Annotated in this window: 1 protein-coding gene; it reads right to left on the bottom strand. The window is 74.7% G+C overall.

Annotated features, from left to right (window positions below):
* Positions 1-17,566, bottom strand: a 17,566-nt coding sequence (locus NYZ98_RS21265; RefSeq protein ID WP_262844593.1) for a non-ribosomal peptide synthase/polyketide synthase, incomplete at its 3' end; no start/stop codon positions are given.
* Between the last annotated feature and the right edge of the window lie 18 nt (positions 17,567-17,584).

Below are 17,584 nucleotides of genomic sequence, written 5' to 3'. Positions count from 1 at the left end.
CGGCGACCCCCGCCACCGTCGGCGCGCCGAACAACTCACGCACCCCCAGCTCCACACCCAGCGACGAACGAATACGCGAGATCAACCGCGTCGCCAGCAACGAATGCCCACCCAGATCGAAGAACCCGTCATCGATCCCGACCGACCCCACCCCCAGCACCTCGGCGAACAACCCGCACAAGATCTCCTCCGCCGGGGTACGCGGCCCCCGGCCGCCGGTCGTGCCCTCCGTCGAGGGTGCGGGCAGGGCGCGGCGGTCGAGCTTGCCGTTGGGCGTCAGCGGCAGCCCGGGAAGGACCACGAACGCCGAGGGGACCATGTACTCCGGCAGGACGGCGGCGGCGTGGGCGCGCAGCGCACGCGTGCCGGGGACGTCGTCCCCGTCGGCGGGCACCACGTAGGCGACCAGGCGCGGGTCCCCGGGCCGGTCCTCCCGCACGGTCACCACGGCCTGCCCGACCCGCGGGTGGGCCGCGACGGCCGCCTGAACCTCGCCGGGCTCGACGCGGAACCCGCGGATCTTCACCTGGTCGTCGGCGCGCCCGGCGAACTCCACGGCACCGTCCCTGGTCCACCGGACCAGGTCGCCGGTGCGGTACATCCGCTGCCCCGGCTCCCCGAACGGGCACGCGACGAACCGCTCGGCGGTCAGCCCCGGCCGGTCCCGGTAGCCCCTGGCCAGACCCGTCCCGGCCAGGTACAGCTCGGCGACCACGCCGGGCGGCACCGGCCGCAGCGCCGCGTCCAGGACGTACAGCCCGGTGTTGGCGATGGGCCGGCCGATGGGGACGTTCGTGGCGTCGCGGGCGGGGTCGTAGCGGTGGTGGGTGACGTCGACGGCGGCCTCGGTGGGACCGTAGAGGTTGTGCAGGTCCACCGGCCCGAACGTCGCGGCGAACCGCCTGGCCACCTCGATCGGCAGCGCCTCGCCGCTGCAGAACACCATGCGCAGGCTCCCGCCGCCGGCCGCCTCGGGCCGCGCCAGGTAGGCGGCCAGCATCGAGGGCACGAAGTGCGCGACCGTCACCCTCTCGCCGTCGATCAGCTCGGCCAGGTAGGCGGGGTCGCGGTGCCCGCCGGGCCTGGCCATCACGACGGTGGCGCCCGCGACCAGCGGCCAGAAGAACTCCCACACCGACACGTCGAAGGTGGCGGGGGTCTTCTGCACGACCCGGTCGCCCGCGCCCAGCCCGTACTGGTCCTGCATCCAGCGCAGCCGGTTCACGATCGCCCGGTGGGAGACCAGCACGCCCTTGGGCCGCCCGGTGGACCCGGAGGTGTAGATCAGGTACGCCGGGTTGCCCGCCGAAACCGGCACGTCCCCCGCACCATCGGCCCCCGCACCGTCAGGGCCCGCCGGGTGATCGCCGGCCTGCTCGGAGGTGACGTCCAGCGCCGGCCAGGCGTTCTCCGCGAGATCGCCCTGCCCGGCGGTCAGGACCAGCGCCGGGCGGGCGTCCTCCATGAGGTACGCCACCCGTGAGGCGGGAAGGTCCAGGTCGATCGGCAGGTACGCCGCCCCGGCCTTGAGCACCGCCAGCAGCGCGACCATCAGGTGCTCGGAGCGCGGCAGGGCCACCCCCACCACCGACTCCGCTCCCACGCCGCGCGCCGCCAGACGGCGGGCCAGCCGGCCGGCGCGGGCGTCCAGCTCCGCGTAGGTCAGCGACACCTCGCCCGACACCACCGCGACCGCGTCCGGCGTGGCCGCGACCTGCCGGCCCACCAGATCCGCCAGGGTCGCCTCCGGCACCGGGGCCGAGGTGGCGTTCCAGCCGGTCAGCACCAGTTCCCGCTCCTCGGCCGGCAGCAGGTCGACGTCGCCGATCCGCCCGCCGGGGTCGGCGGCCACGGCCTCGAGCAGGCGCCGGAACCTGACGGCCATCCCCTGGATCGTCTCGGCGTCGAACAGGTCGGTGCTGAACTCGATGGCGCCGGTCACGCCCTGGGGCGAGCCGTCCTCGGCCTGCCGCTCCCCGAGGTTGACCAGCAGGTCGAACTTCGCGGTGAGGGTGCCCGCCGGCTCGGGGGCCGCCGCCAGGCCGGGGAGGTCGAGGTGGGCGTCGGGGGTGTTCTGCAGGACCAGCATCACCTGGAACAGCGGGTGCCTGGCCGTGGAGCGCGCGGTGCCGGCCAGCTCGACCAGCCGCTCGAACGGGAGGTCCTGGTGCTCGTAGGCGGCCAGGTCGGTGGCGCGGACCCGGTCGACCAGCTCGGTGAAGGTGGGGTCGCCGCCGGTGCCGGTGCGCAGGACCAGGGTGTTCACGAACAGGCCGACCAGGTCGTCCAGCGCCTCGTCGGTGCGCCCGGCGATCGGGGTGCCGATCGGGATGTCGGTGCCCGCGCCGAGCCGGGTCAGCAGCGCCGCGAGTCCGGCCTGCATCACCATGAACAGGCTGACGTGCCGGGCGCGGGCGAAGGCCAGCAGCCGGGCGTGCAGGCCGGGCCCGATCTCGAAGGGCACCTCGTCGCCCCGGTAGGTGGCGACGGCGGGCCGTGGCCGGTCGGCCGGCAGCGCGAGCTGGTCGGGGATCCCTTCGAGGGCGCCCGTCCAGTACCGCACCTGCCGGGCCAGCTCGTCGGCGAGCAGGTCGCGCTGCCACAGGGTGTAGTCGGCGTACTGCACCGGCGGCGCCGCCCATCCCGGTGCCGCGCCGGCGCGCCGGGCGGCGTAGGCCTGCGACAGGTCGCGGGCCAGCGGGGCCATGGACCAGCCGTCGGCGGCGATGTGGTGCACGACCAGCACCAGCACGTGCTCGGCCGGGCCGAGGCGGAACACCCGGGCCCGGATCGGCACCTCGGCCGCCAGGTCGAACGGCCGGTGCGCGGCCTCGGCCACCGCCCCGGGCAGCTCCTCCTCGGTGACGTCCACCACGTCCACGACGGGGGCGGTGTCCGTCACCCGCTGGTAGGGCAGGCCGTCCAGCGTCGGGAACACCGTGCGCAGGGTCTCGTGCCTGGCCGTCACGTCGCCGATCGCGGCGGTCAGCGCCTGGTGGTCCAGCTCGCCGGTCAGGCGGACGGCCACCGGGATGTTGTAGGTGGCGCTCGGCCCCTCCCACTCGCCCAGGAACCACAACCGCCGCTGGGCGAACGACAGCGGGACACGCTCGGGCCTGGCGAGCGAGGTCAGCGCCGGCCGGGTGGTCAGAACGCTCTCGCGGCGGGCGATCCCGGCCACGGTCGGCGAGGCGAACAGGTCCCGCACACTCAGCTCGACGCCGAGCGCCGAACGGATCCGCGAGATCAGCCGGGTGGCCAGCAGGGAGTGCCCGCCCAGGTCGAAGAACCCGTCGTCGACACCGACGGACGCCACCCCGAGCACCTCGGCGAACAACCCGCACAGGATCTCCTCGCGGGGGCCGCGCGGCGTACGGCCGCCAGCCGTGCCCTCGGGTGACGGGGCGGGCAGCGCCCGGCGGTCCAGTTTCCCGTTGGGCGTGAGCGGCAGCGCGTCCATCGGCACGAACACCGAGGGGACCATGTACTCGGGCAGGACGGTGGCGACCTCCGCCCGGACGGCGTCGATCGCCACCTCGCCGGCGAGGTAGCCCACCAGGCGCGGGCCGCCGGAGGCGTCGGGGTGGAAGCCGGCGGCGGCGTTCCGCACGCCGGGGACGGCGCGCAGCGCGGCCTCGACCTCGCCGAGTTCGACGCGGAACCCGCGGATCTTCACCTGGTCGTCGGTGCGCCCGACGAACTCCGCGACCCCGTCCCTGGTCCACCGGACCAGGTCGCCGGTGCGGTACATCCGCTCCCCCGGCTCCCCGAACGGGCAGGCCACGAACCGTCCGGCGGTCAGCCCCGGCCGGTCGAGGTAGCCCCGGGCCAGGCCCAGCCCGGCCAGGTACAGCTCGGCGACCACGCCCGGCGGCACCGGCCGCAGTTCCTCGTCCAGGACGTACATCGCGTCGCCGCTGATCGCGGTGCCGACGGGCGCCGTGAACCGGTCGAGTACGGTGCCGGCGGTGATGGTGGCGTGGGAGACGTCGTCGGAGATCTCGGTGGCGCCGAAGGCGTTGACCAGGGGAACGCCGGGGAAGACGGCGAACCAGCGGGCGCACAGGTCGGCGGGCAGCGCCTCCCCGGTGACCACCAGCCGGCGCAGCGACGGCAGGGCCGGCGGAGCGGCGTCCTCGGCCCAGGCGTCCATGGCCGCGCGCAGCAGCGACGGCACGACCTGCAACACCGTCACCCCCTGCTCGGCCACGGCCTGGAACAGCCGCACGGGGTCACCGGCGACGTCCTTGCCGATGATCGTCAGCGTGGCACCGGCCGACAGGGGTGCCAGCGCCTGCCACATGGAGATCACGAACGAGAGCGGGGCGGTGAACGCCACCAGGTCCGACGAGGTCATCTCCACGACGGCCACCTGGGCGCGCAGGTGGTTGCGCACGCCCCGGTGGTCGGCCAGCACGCCCTTGGGCCGTCCGGTGGACCCGGAGGTGTAGATCAGGGAGGCCGGGTTGCGCACGGACATCGGTATGTCCAGGTCGTCGCCGGGACCGGAGAGTTCCTCGCCGACCTGTTCGGCGGTGAGGACCAGGGCCGGGCGGGCGTCCTCCATGAGGTAGGCGATCCGTGAGGCGGGGAGGTCCAGGTCGATCGGCAGGTACACCCCGCCGGCCTTGAGCACGGCCAGGAGCGCGATCATCAGGTGCTCGGAGCGCGGCAGGGCGACCCCCACGACGGACTCCGGCCCCACGCCCTGCGCCACCAGACGCCGGGCCAGCCGGTTGGCGCGGGCGTTCAGCTCGGCGTAGGTGAGCGAGATCTCGCCGGAGATCACCGCGACCGCGTCCGGGGTGGCCGCCACCCGTGCCTGGACCATCTCGGCGAGCGTCTCCGGCCCGGCCGCGTCGTCCCAGCCGGGCAGCAGCGCCGCCCGCTCCCCCGCCGACAGCAGCTCCGCCGCGCCGATGCGCCGGTCGGGGTCGGCGGCCATGGCCGCCAGCAGGCGCAGCAGCCTGACGCCCACCCGCTCGACCGTCTCGGCGTCGAACAGGTCGGTGCTGTACTCGATCGCGCCGGCCATGCCGGCGGGCGAGCCGTCCTCGGCCCGCCGCTCCTCGAAGGTGAACAGCAGGTCGAACTTCGCGGTCAGGGTGCCGGCCGGCTCGGGGGTCGCGGTGACCCCGGGCATGGGCAGGTCGAACGCGCCGTCGTTGTTGAGCACGAGCATGGTCTGGAACAGCGGGTGGTGGGTGGCGCTTCGTACCGGGTTGAGCGCCTCGACCAGCCGTTCGAACGGCAGGTCCTGGTGCTCGAAGGCCGCCAGGTCGGTGGCGCGCACCCGGCCGACCAGCTCACGGAACGTGGGACGCCCGCCGGTGTCGGTGCGCAGGACCAGCGTGTTCAGGAAGAACCCGACCAGGTCGTCCAGCGCGTCGTCGGTACGACCCGCGATCGGGGTGCCGATCGGGATGTCGGTGCCCGCGCCCAGCCGGGTGAGCAGGGCCGCCAGACCGGCCTGGACCACCATGAACAGGGTGGCGTGCGACTCGCGGGCCAGCCGCGCGAGCCCGGCGTGCAGGTCGGCCGGGACCGTCAACGGCACCTGGCCGCCCTGGTAGGACGACACCGCCGGACGCGGCCGGTCGGCGGGCAGCGCGAGCTGGTCGGGGATCCCCTCAAGGGCCGCCGACCAGAAACCGAGCTGGCCGGCGGCCAGGCTCGTGGCGTCCCGCTCGTCGCCGAGCAGCTCGTGCTGCCACAGCGTGTAGTCGGCGTACTGCACCGGCGGCGGCGGCCACGCCGGAGCCTCTCCCGCGCATCGCGCGGTGTAGGCACGGGACAGGTCGCGGGCCAGCGGGGCCATCGACCAGCCGTCGGCGGCGATGTGGTGCATCACCAGCACCAGCACGTGATCGCGCGGGCCGGCCCGCAGGATCCGGCCCCGGATCGGCACCTCGCCCGCCAGGTCGAACGCCTGGTGCGCGACCGCCGAGAGCGCGCCGGGCAGCTCCTCCCCGGTCACCTCAACCAGGTCCACGACCGGGCCGGCGTCCACGACCCGCTGGTACGGCAGGCCGTCCACCGTCGAGAACACCGTGCGCAGGCTCTCGTGGCGGTCCACCACGTCGCCGATCGCCGCGCGCAGGGCCTCGACGTCGAGGTCACCGCGCAGCCGGACGCTCATCGGCACATTCCAGGTGGCGCTCGGCCCCTCCCACTCGTGCAGGAACCACAGCCGCCGCTGGGCGAACGACAGCGGCACCCGCTCGGGACGGGCGACCGGCACCGGCGCGGGGCGGACGGCGCGCACGCTCTCGCGGCGGGCGATCCCGGCCACGGTCGGCGAGGCGAACAGGTCCCGCACGCTCAGCTCCATGCCGAGCGACGTCCGGATGCGTGAGATCAGCCGGGTGGCCAGCAACGAATGCCCGCCCAGGTCGAAGAACCCGTCGTCGACACCGACCGACGCCACCCCGAGCACCTCGGCGAACAACCCGCACAGGATCTCCTCGCGGGAGCCGCGCGGCGCCCGGCCGCCGGCCGTGCCCTCGAACGACGGGGCGGGCAGCGCCCGCCGGTCCAGCTTGCCGTTCGCCGTCAGCGGCAGCGCGTCCAGCACCACGAACGCCGACGGCACCATGTACTCGGGCAGCGTCGCGGCGACGTGGCCACGCAGTGCGGGCACGTCGACCACACCGCCGTCGCGCGGCACCACGTAGGCGGCGAGGCGCCGCTCGCCCGCGTCGTCCTCGCGCACCACGACCACCACGTGGCCGACCGACGGGTGGGTGCCCACCGCCCCCTCGACCTCGCCGAGCTCGATGCGGAAGCCGCGCACCTTCACCTGGTCGTCGGCCCGGCCGACGAACTCCAGCACCCCGTCGGCCCGCCACCGCACCAGGTCCCCGGTCCGGTACATCCGCGCGCCGCCGGGGCCGAAGGGGCAGGCCACGAACCGTCCCGAGGTCAGGCCGGGACGGCCCACGTACCCGCGCGCCAGCCCGCCGCCGCCGAGGTACAGCTCGCCCACCACGCCCGCCGGCACGGCGCCGAGGGCCTCGTCCAGGACGAACGGCCGGACGCCGGGCAGCGGGCGGCCGATGGGGAGCGCCCCCTCGTCGTCGGCGGTGAGCTCGTGCACGGTCGAGGTGACGGTCGCCTCGGTCAGGCCGTACACGTTGATCAGCCGGGTGCCGCCCAGCAGGCGCCACCGGGCGACGTGGTCGGGTGAGACCCGCTCGCCGCCGATGATGACGAAGCGGAGCGTCTCGGGAAGCCGCCGCCCCTCGTCGGTGAGCGCGTCGACCCACGCGTGCCAGTACGGCGTGGTCACCTCCATGCCGGTGACGCCGTGCTCCTCGATGTGGCCGGTGAGGTCGGCGACGGAGGTGAGCACCGAGGAGCCGGGGAGCACCACGCACGCCCCGGCCAGCAGCGCCGGCAGCACCTCCTCCAGGATCACGTCGAACGACACCCGGGCGACCTGAAGGAACCGGTCACCCTCGGACAGGTCAAGGACGCGGGCGACGTCGAGGGCGTACCGCGCCAGCTCGCCGTGCGCGAACGCCGAGCCCTTGGGCCTGTTGGTGGTGCCCGAGGTGAAGAACACGCAGGCCAGCCGGGCCGGGTCCACGGCGGGGAACCCGCCGTCGGGGACCGGCCCGCCGATGGAGCCGTCGTCGGCGCACAGCACGGTACGGCCGCCGCCCTCCCACGCGCGGGCCCGCGCCCGGGTGGTGAGCACGACCCGGGCGCCCGCGTCGGCGAGGATCGACTCCAGCCGCGCCTCGGGGGTCGCCGGGTCGAGCAGCAGGAACGCCTTGCCCGCCGTGAGGATCCCGAGCATCGCGATCACCAGGTCGGCGGCCGGGTCCAGCAGGACCGCGACCACCTGTTCCGGTTCCGCCGACAGCGCCAGCAGGTGGCCGGCCAGCCGGTCGGCGCCGGCGACCAGGCCGGCGTAGCTGACGGTGCCGTCCCCGCCGGCCAGCGCGGTCGCGTCCGGGGTCAGGGCGGCGCGCCGCCCGATCAGCTCGTGGACGGGCCCGGGGGCCGGTTCGGCGCCGGCGCCGTGCCACTCCGCCAGGACCTGGTGGCGCTCGCCGGGGGTGAGCAGGTCGACGCCGAGTACCGGCTGGTCGGGGTCGGCGGTGACGGCGGCGAGCAGGTGGTGCAGGCGCCGGGCCATGGACCGCGCGGTGCCCTCGTCGAACAGGTCGGTGCTGTACTCCAGCCCGCCGCGCAGGCCGAGGGCGCGGCCGTCGGCGTCGTACCGTTCCGCCAGCCCGAGCGTGAGGTCGAACTTGGCGACCCCGAAGCCGACCGGGAACTCCGCCGAGCGCAGCCCGGGCAGTTCGACGGTGGCCGGGTCGTCGTTGCGCAGCACGAGCATCACCTGGAACAGCGGGTGGTGCGCGGCCGAGCGCACCGGGTTGAGCGCCTCGACCAGGCCCTCGAAGGGCAGGTCCTGGTGGGCGAACGCCTCCAGGTCGGCCTCCCGCACCCTGCCGATCAGCTCGCGGAACGTGGGGCGGCCGGAGGTGTCGGTGCGCAGCACCAGGGTGTTGACGAAGAACCCGACCAGGTCCTCCACCGCGTCGTCGGTGCGCCCGGCGACCGGGGTGCCGATGGGGATGTCGGTGCCCGCGCCGAGCCGGGTCAGCAGCACGGCCAGGGCCACCTGCAGCACCATGAACATCGTGCTGTCGGTCTCCCTGGCCAGCGCGGCGAGCCGCGCGTGCAGCCCGGCGTCCAGCTCCATCTCGACCAGGCCGCCCTGGTGGCTCGGCGTGGCGGGACGCGGCCGGTCGGCCGGGAGCTCCAGCCGGTCGGGGACGCCGGCCAGCCGGGCGGACCAGAAGCCGAGCTGGGTGGCGAACACGCTGCCGGGGTCGCCGGCCTCGCCGAGCAGTTCGCGCTGCCACAGCGTGTAGTCGGCGTACTGGACGGGCAGCGCCGGCCACCGCGGCGCGCCGCCGGAGCGGCGCGCGGTGTAGGCGGCGGCCAGGTCGCGGCAGAGCACGTCGGTCGACAGGCCGTCGCCGGCGATGTGGTGCATGACCAGCACGAGCACCTGGTCGGCGGGGCCCAGGGTGAACAGCCACGCCCGCAGCGGAAGCTCGGCGGCCAGGTCGAAGACGTGGCCCATCGCCCGGTCGACGGCCTCGGGCAGGTCGGCCTCGGCGCAGGGGCGTACCGAGAAGAAGGGCCTGGCCAGCTCGGCGTCCACGATCCGCTGGCGGGGGACGCCGCCCACGGCGGGGAACAGGGTCCGCAGGCTCTCGTGCCGGGCGAAGACGTCGCCGAGGGCGGCGATCAGCGCCTCGGCGTCCAGCCGTCCCGTCAGCCGTACGGCGACCGGGATGTTGTAGTTCGCACTGGGTCCCTCCCATTCGCGCAGGAACCACAGCCGTTGCTGGGCGAACGACAGCGGCAGCACGGCGGGCCGCCGCACCGGGGCCAGGGCCGGGCGGACCGTGCCGCCGTCGATCGATCCCGCGACGAGCCCGGCCACGGTCGGCGTGGTGAACAGGTCCCTGATGTTCACCTCGGCGCCGAGGGTGGACCTGATCCGCGAGATCAGCCGGGTGGCCAGCAGCGAGTACCCGCCCAGGGCGAAGAAGTTGTCGTCGATGCCGACGGACGGCACCCCGAGCACCTCGGCGAACAGCCGGCAGAGGATCTCCTCGCGCAGGTCGCGCGGGCCCCGCCCTGCCGGTGCGGTCTCCGGCTCGGGTGCGGGCGCGCCGGCCGGGGGGACGAACTCCAGCGTCCCGTCCGGGCGGCGGCGCACCAGGTCGCCGGTGCGGCACATCCGGCCGCCGGCCTGGTCGAACGGGTCGGCGACGAACCGTTGCGCGGTGGTGCCCGGCCAGTCGGTGTCGTCGGGCGCGAGGTAGGAGCCCGAGACGTACAGCTCGCCCACCGCGCCGGCCGGGACCGGGCTCAGCTCGCCGTTCAACACGTAGATGCCGGTCCCGGCCAGTTCCCGCTCGCCGGGCGTCAGGACGTCGGCCCGGCCGGGCCGCGACCCGGGGTCATCGGCCATCGCCTGGAGCAGGCGCACGAAGCGGCCGGCGGTGGCGGCGACGGTGGCGCGGTCGAACAGGTCGGTGGCGTATTCGATGACGCCGTCGATGCCGGTGGGGCGGCCGTGCTCGTCGTGGCGCTCGGTGAGGGCCACGGTGAGGTCGAACTTGGCGATGTCGAAGCCGATCGGCGCCTCGCCTGACCGCAGGCCGGGCAGGTCGAGCGCGTGGGCGGGGGCGGTGGTGTCCAGCACGAGCATGGTCTGGAACAGCGGGTGGTGGGTGGCGCTGCGTACGGGGTTGAGCGCCTCGACGAGCCGTTCGAAGGGCAGGTCCTGGTGTTCGTAGGCGGCCAGGTCGGCGGCGCGTACCCGGTCGATCAGCTCGCGGAAGGTGGGACGGCCGCCGGTGCCGGTGCGCAGCACCAGCGTGTTGACGAAGAACCCGACCAGGTCGTCCAGCGCGTCGTCGGTGCGCCCGGCGATGGGGGTGCCGATCGGGATGTCGGTCCCCGCCCCGAGCCGGGTCAGCAATGCTGCGAGACCGGCCTGGACCACCATGAACAGGGTGGCGTGCGACTCGCGGGCCAGGCCCGTCAGGGCCGCGTGCAGTTCCGCCGGGATCGTGAACGGCAGGCGGGCGCCCCGATAGGACGACACGGCCGGGCGCGGCCGGTCGGCGGGCAGGTCGAGCCGCTCGGGGAGGCCCGCCAGCTCGGCCGACCAGAAGCCGAGCTGCCCGGCCGCCAGGCTCGCGGGGTCCCGCTCGTCGCCGAGCAGGTCACGCTGCCACAGCGTGTAGTCGGCGTACTGCACCGGCAGCGGCGGCCACTCTGGCGGGCCGCCCGCGCAGCGCGCGGTGTAGGCCGCCGACAGGTCGCGGGCCAGCGGGGTCATCGACCAGCCGTCGGCGGCGATGTGGTGCATCACCAGCACCAGCACGTGGTCGCGCGGGCCGATCCGCAGGATCAGTCCCCGGACGGGCACCTCGGCCGCCAGGTCGAACGGCCGGTGCGCGGCCGCCGACAGGGCGCGATCCAGCTCCTTCTCGGTGACCTCCGCCAGCTCGACCTGCGGTCCCGCGTCCACGACCTGCTGGTACGGGTGGCCGTCCACCGTCAGGAACACCGTGCGCAGGCTCTCGTGCCTGGCCACCACGTCGCCGATCGCCGCGCGCAGCGCCTCCACGTCGAGGTCACCGGTCAGCCGGACGCTCATCGGCACGTTGTAGGTGGCGCTGGGACCCTCCCACTCGTGCAGGAACCACAGCCGCTGCTGGGCGAACGACAGCGGCACCCGTTCGGGACGCGCGACCGGAGCGGGCGCGGCACGACGTGCCCGATCAGAACCCAGCAACCCGGCGACCCCCGCCACCGTCGGCGCGCCGAACAACTCACGCACCCCCAGCTCCACACCCAGCGACGAACGAATACGCGAGATCAACCGCGTCGCCAGCAACGAATGCCCACCCAGATCGAAGAACCCGTCATCGATCCCGACCGACCCCACCCCCAGCACCTCGGCGAACAACCCGCACAAGATCTCCTCCGCCGGGGTACGCGGCCCCCGGCCGGCCCCGAGCCCGTCGAACACGGGCTCCGGCAGCGCACGCCGGTCCAGCTTGCCGTTCGGTGTCAGCGGCAGCGCGTCCATCAGGACGAACGCGGCGGGGACCATGTACTCCGGCAGGATCGCGGCCACCGCCGCGCGCACCGCCGCCACCTCGGTCTCGCCCGCGACGTACCCGACCAGGCGCCGGTCGCCCGACGCGGCGGTGTGCACGACGACGGCGGCGGCCCGCACCCCGGGGGCCTCGCGCAGGGCGGTCTCCACCTCGCCCAGCTCGATGCGGAACCCGCGCACCTTCACCTGGTCGTCGGCCCGGCCGGCGAACTCCAGCACGCCGTCGGGCCGCCACCGCGCGAGGTCGCCCGTGCGGTACATGCGCGCCCCCGTCTCCCCGAACGGGCACGCGACGAACCGTTCCGAGGTCAGGCCGGGGCGGCCCGCGTACCCGCGCGCCAGCCCCCCGCCGCCGAGGTACAGCTCGCCCACCACGCCCGCGGGCACCGGGCCGAGGTTCGCGTCCAGGACGTAGACCCGCTTGCCGATCAGCGGGGTGCCGATGGGGACGGGGTTCGGGGCTCGGCCCGGCTCGCACTCCCACATGGTCGCGCCGATGGTCGCCTCGGTGGGGCCGTAGCCGTTGAACAGCCGGCGCCCGGCCGACCAGGTGGCGGCCAGCCGAGGGGGGCACGCCTCGCCGCTGACGGTCACCGCGACGCCCGGCGGCAGGCCGGGCAGGTCGGCGACCACGGCCGGCGGCAGCGCCACGTGGGTGACGCCGTGCCGGGCCACGTAGTCGACCAGGTCGCGGCCGAGGGGGCGTTCGCCGGCGGGCAGCACGAGGGTCGCGCCGGACAGCACCGCGCCGAACAGGTCCCACAGGGCGGCGTCGAAGCTCGTGGAGACGAGCTGAAGGATCTTGCTGCCCGGACCGACCTCCTGGCGGTGGATCTGGCCCGCCACGATGGCCCCGATCCCGGCGTGCGAGACGATGACGCCCTTGGGCCGGCCGCTCGACCCCGAGGTGTAGATGACGTAGGCGGCGTTGGCGAGCATCGGGGCGGGCCGGTCCCGGGGCGCGTCCCGCGCAGGGTCGAAGGTCGCGGGATCGAACGCGGCGGGGCCGAAGGTCGCGGGGTCGTCGAGCAGCAGCACGGGGGTGGTGGTCTCGGGCAGTCCCCCGGCCCATTCGGACGTGCTCAGCAGGAGCACGGGGGCGGCGTCGCCGAGCATGTAGCGGACGCGCTCGGCGGGGTAGCCGGGGTCGATGGGCACGAACGCGGCACCGGCCTTGAGCACGGCGAGGATCGCGGTGACCCACAGGTCCGAGCTCGGCATCGCCAGGGCGACGCGGTGTTCCAGCGTCACCCCGCGCGCGGTCAGGACGGCGGCGAGCCGGTCGGCGCGCGCGTCCAGCTCGGCGTAGGTGAACCGGCGGTCGCCGTGCACGACCGCGACCGCTTCGGGGTCGACGCGGGCGCGCCATTCGAACAGCTCGTGGGCGCACGCGCCGGTCGGGTACTCGGTGGCGGCCGTGGCGTTCCAGCCGACCAGGACGCGTTCCCGCTCGCCGGGGGTGAGCACGTCGGGCGCGCTGATGGGCTGGGCGGAGTCCGCCACCATCGCCCCGAGCAGGCGCAGGAAGCGGTCGGCGGTGGCGGCGACGGTGGCCTGGTCGAACAGGTCGGTGGCGTATTCGATGACGCCGTCGATGCCGGTGGGGCGGCCGTGGTCGTCGTGGTGTTCGGTGAGGGCCACGGTGAGGTCGAACTTGGCGACCTGGAAGTCGGCCGGCAGCTCCTCGGCCCGCAGGCCGGGCAGGTCGAGCTCGTGGAGGGTGGTGGTGTTCAGGACGAGCATGGTCTGGAACAGCGGGTGGTGGGTGGCGCTGCGCACCGGGTTGAGCGCCTCGACCAGTCGTTCGAAGGGCAGGTCCTGGTGTTCGTAGGCGGCCAGGTCGGTGGCGCGTACCCGGTCGATCAGCTCGCGGAAGGTGGGACGGCCGCCGGTGTCGGTCCGCAGGACCAGGGTGTTGACGAAGAACCCGACGAGCTCGTTCAGCGCGTCGTCGGTGCGGCCGGCGATGGGGGTGCCGATCGGGATGTCGGTGCCCGCGCCGAGCCGGGTCAGCAATGCCGCAAGACCGGCCTGGACCACCATGAACAGGGTGGCGTGCGACTCGCGGGCCAGCCGCGCCAGCCCGGCGTGCAGCTCCGCCGGGACGGTGAACGGCAGGTGGGCGCCGTCGTACCCGGCGCGCGCCGGGCGGGGCCGGTCGGTGGGCAGGGTGAGCCGCTCGGGCAGGTCCGCCAGCTCGGCGGACCAGAAGGCGAGCTGCCCGGCGGCCAGGCTCGCGGGGTCCCGCTCGTCGCCCAGCAGCTCGTGCTGCCACAACGTGTAGTCGGCGTACTGCACCGGCAGCGGCGACCACACCGGCGACCGCCCGGCGCACCGGGCGGTGTAGGCGTGGGACAGGTCGCGGCACAGCACCCCGGTGGACCAGCCGTCGGAGGTGATGTGGTGCATGACCAGCGTCAGCACGTGCTCCCGCGGGCCCGTGCTGAAGATCCGCGCCCGGATCGGCGCCTCGGCCGCCAGGTCGAACGGCCGCCGCGCCTCACGCGACAGCGCCTCCGCCAGATCCGGCCCGGCGACGGCGGCCACCTCGACGACCGGGCCCGCGTCCACCACCTTCTGGTACGGCAGGCCGTCCACGGCGGGGAAGACCGTGCGCAGGCTCTCGTGCCTGGCCACCACGTCGCCGATCGCCGCGCGCAGCGCCTCGACGTCGAGGTCACCGGTCAGCCGCACGCTCATGGGCACGTTGTAGGTGGCGCTGGGGCCCTCCCACTCGTGCAGGAACCAGAGCCGCTGCTGCGCCGACGACAGCGGCACCAGCTCGGGCCGCGCGCCCGAAACCGGACGCGCGTGCCGGGCCCGGCCGGGGGCGACGGCCGCCGCGATGCCGGCCACGGTCGGCGCGTCGAACAGGTCGCGCACGCCCAGCTCGATGTTCAGGGCCGAGCGGATCCGCGAGATCAGCCGGGTGGCCAGCAGCGAGTGCCCGCCAAGGTCGAAGAAGCTGTCATGGACACCGACCGACGCCAGCCCGAGCACCTCGGCGAACAGCCCGCACAGGATCTCCTCGCGGGGGTCGCGCGGCCCCTGGCCCGAGGCGGTCCCCTCGAACGTGGGGGCGGGCAGGGCCCGCCGGTCCAGCTTGCCGTTGGGGGTCAGCGGCAGCGCGTCCATCGGCACGAACACCGACGGGACCAGGTACTCCGGCAGGGCCGAGGCCAGCGCGGCCCGCACCGTACCCGCGTCGGCCTCGCCGACCAGGTAGCCCACGAGCCGCTGGCCGCCCGAGGCGTCGGCGTTCACCGTGACGGCGGCGTCGGCGACCCCGGGGACCTCGCGCAGCGCGGTCTCGACCTCGCCGGGTTCGACCCGGAAGCCGCGCACCTTCACCTGGTCGTCGGCCCGGCCGACGAACTCCAGCACGCCATCGGCCCGCCACCGCGCCAGGTCGCCGGTGCGGTACATGCGCGCGCCGGCCGCGTCGTGCGGGTGGGCCACGAACCGGGCCGAGGTCAGCCCTGGACGGCCCGCGTACCCGCGCGCCAGGCCGCCGCCGGCGACGTACAGCTCGCCGACCACGCCGACGGGGACCACGCCGAGGTTCGCGTCCAGCACCAGGGCGCTCTTGCCGGCGAGCGGGTGGCCGACGGGGATGGACGGGCGGTCCGCGTCCGCCTCGGTGATGCGGTGGCAGGTGGTGAACCCCATGCTCTCCACCGGCCCGTAGCCATTGAGCAGCACCAGGCCGGGGAAGTCCCGCAGCGCCCTGCGGACGTGCGCGACCGACGCGACGTCGCCGGCGGTCATCGCCACGCGCAGCGAGCCGAACACCTCGGGCCGCTCGTCCAGCAGCGCGTTGAACAGGCCCGCCGACAGTTGCAGCACGGTCACCCCGTGCCCGGCGACCAGGGCCGCGATCTCCGACAGGTCGGTCCGCCGCCCCTGCGGCAGGACGCAGGTGCCGCCGTGCAGCAGCGCGCCGAACACCTCCAGCGCGAACGCGTCCCACGACACCGGGGAGGACTGCAGCCACACCTGGCCGGGGCCGAAGCCCGCGTACTCCTGGCCGAGGAAGGTGGTCACCAGCGCCCTGTGCGGCGCGGCCACCCCCTTCGGCCTGCCGGTGGACCCGGAGGTGAACATGACGCACGCCAGGTCCCCGGGGCGGACGGTGACGCCGGGGCCGGCGACCGGCGAGGCGTCCGCGTGGTCCTCCACCAGCAGCGGGGTGGCGTCCAGGGCGGTGGCGTCCCGCAGCGCGCGGGTGGTGACCACGATCCGGGCGCCGGCGTCGCGGAGCACGAGCGACAGCCGGTCCGCGGGGAAGGCGGGGTCGAGCAGGGTGTAGGCGGCGCCCGCCTTCAGCACGCCGAGCAGGGCGGCGATCAGGTCGGGGCCGCGTTCCAGGTGGACGCCGACCACCGACCCCGGCCGTACGCCCGCCCGGGTCAGGGCCGAGGCCAGGCGGTCGGCCGAGACGTCCAGGCGCGCGTAGCTGATCCGCCGGTCGCCCGACACCAGCGCGACGGCGTCGGGGCAGGCCGCCGCCTGCCGTTCGAACAGCGTGTGGACGCCCGCCTGGGCGCGCGTCCCGAGCGCGCCCTGGCTCAGGCCGATCATGCGCTCCCGGCCGGCGGGGGTGAGCAGGGCGATGTCGCCGACCAGGCGGTCGGCGGGCGAGTCCAGCAGGGAGCGCAGGAAGGTCAGGAAGTTGCGTTCCTGCACGGCGAACTCGTCGGCGTCGCACGCCTCGGGGCTGGCGTCGAAATCGACGCGCAGGCCGCCGTCGCCGGCCCGGCCGTCCATCACGATCTGCACGTCCTCGACGCGCCCGCTCATGAAGTGGTGCAGGGTGGTCTCCCGGTCCCCGAACCGCGCGTTCTGCCGGAACCGCATGATGTTGATCAGGGCGCCGAAGAACATGGTCCTGCCGCCGGGCAGTGACAGGTTCCTGCGCAGGTCCTCCACGCGGTACCGCTGGTGTTCCAGCACGTCGCGGACCTCGTCGCCCACCCGCGCCACCAGCTCACGCAGCGTCAGGTCCGGGCGCACGGTCACCCGGAAGGGCACGACCTTGGACATCATGCACGGCACGGTGAGCGCGGTGGCGGTCGCGCGGCCGGTCACCGGCAGGCTCATCACCACGTCCCGCGACCCGGTGACGCGGTGCAGGTAGGCGGCCATGGCGGCGACCAGCAGCCGCGACCACTTCACGCCCAGTTCTTCCGCCAGGGCGCGCATCCGGCCGAGGTCGGCCGCCGGCAGGTGGTGGGTGGTGCGCAGGATCCTGGTCGTGCCCTCCATCGCGGGCCGCCCGAGCGTGACGGGGACGGGGTTCCCGGCCAGCCGCTCGCGCCAGAAGTCCCGGTCCGCGGCGATCTCGCCGGACCCGAGGTAGCCGAGCTCCTCGGCCAGCAGCTCGGTCAGCGACCCGAACGGGGTGCCGGCGGCCGGCTCGTCCCGTTCCAGGGCCGTGTACAGCGCGGCGACCCGCTGGACGAACAGCGAGTGGCCGAACCCGTCCATGATCAGGTGGTGCAGGCGCCAGTACCACAGGAAGCGATCCTCGGCGATCTTGAAGAGCACCTCGTTGAACAGGACGTCCCTGCCGATGTCGACCGCGCACTCCATGTCGGCGCGCATCCACGCCTCGGCCTGGGCGACCGCGTCCGGCCGGCCGCTCAGGTCGACGACCGCGAAGGGCACGGGGCGATCGGGCACGACCACCTGGTACGGGTCGCCGTCCTGGTCCACGGCGAACCGCACGTTCAGCGCGTCGGTCTCCCGCACCGCGCGCCGCAGCGCGGACTCGAACAGCGCGGGGTCGATCCGCCCGTGGATCTCCAGGTACTCGCCCCAGTTCATCAGCTCGTTCGACGAGCCCAGCTGGCCGGCGAACCAGATCCCCCATTGCGCGGTCGACAGCGGGAGTCTCGTCATGTCGTGCTCCATCCGTAC

The sequence above is a fragment of the Sphaerisporangium corydalis genome, assembly GCF_025506355.1.
GTDB lineage: Bacteria > Actinomycetota > Actinomycetes > Streptosporangiales > Streptosporangiaceae > Sphaerisporangium > Sphaerisporangium corydalis.
The sequence above is the reverse complement of the archived record's forward strand: the minus strand, read 5'-3'. Positions and strand labels throughout refer to the sequence as shown.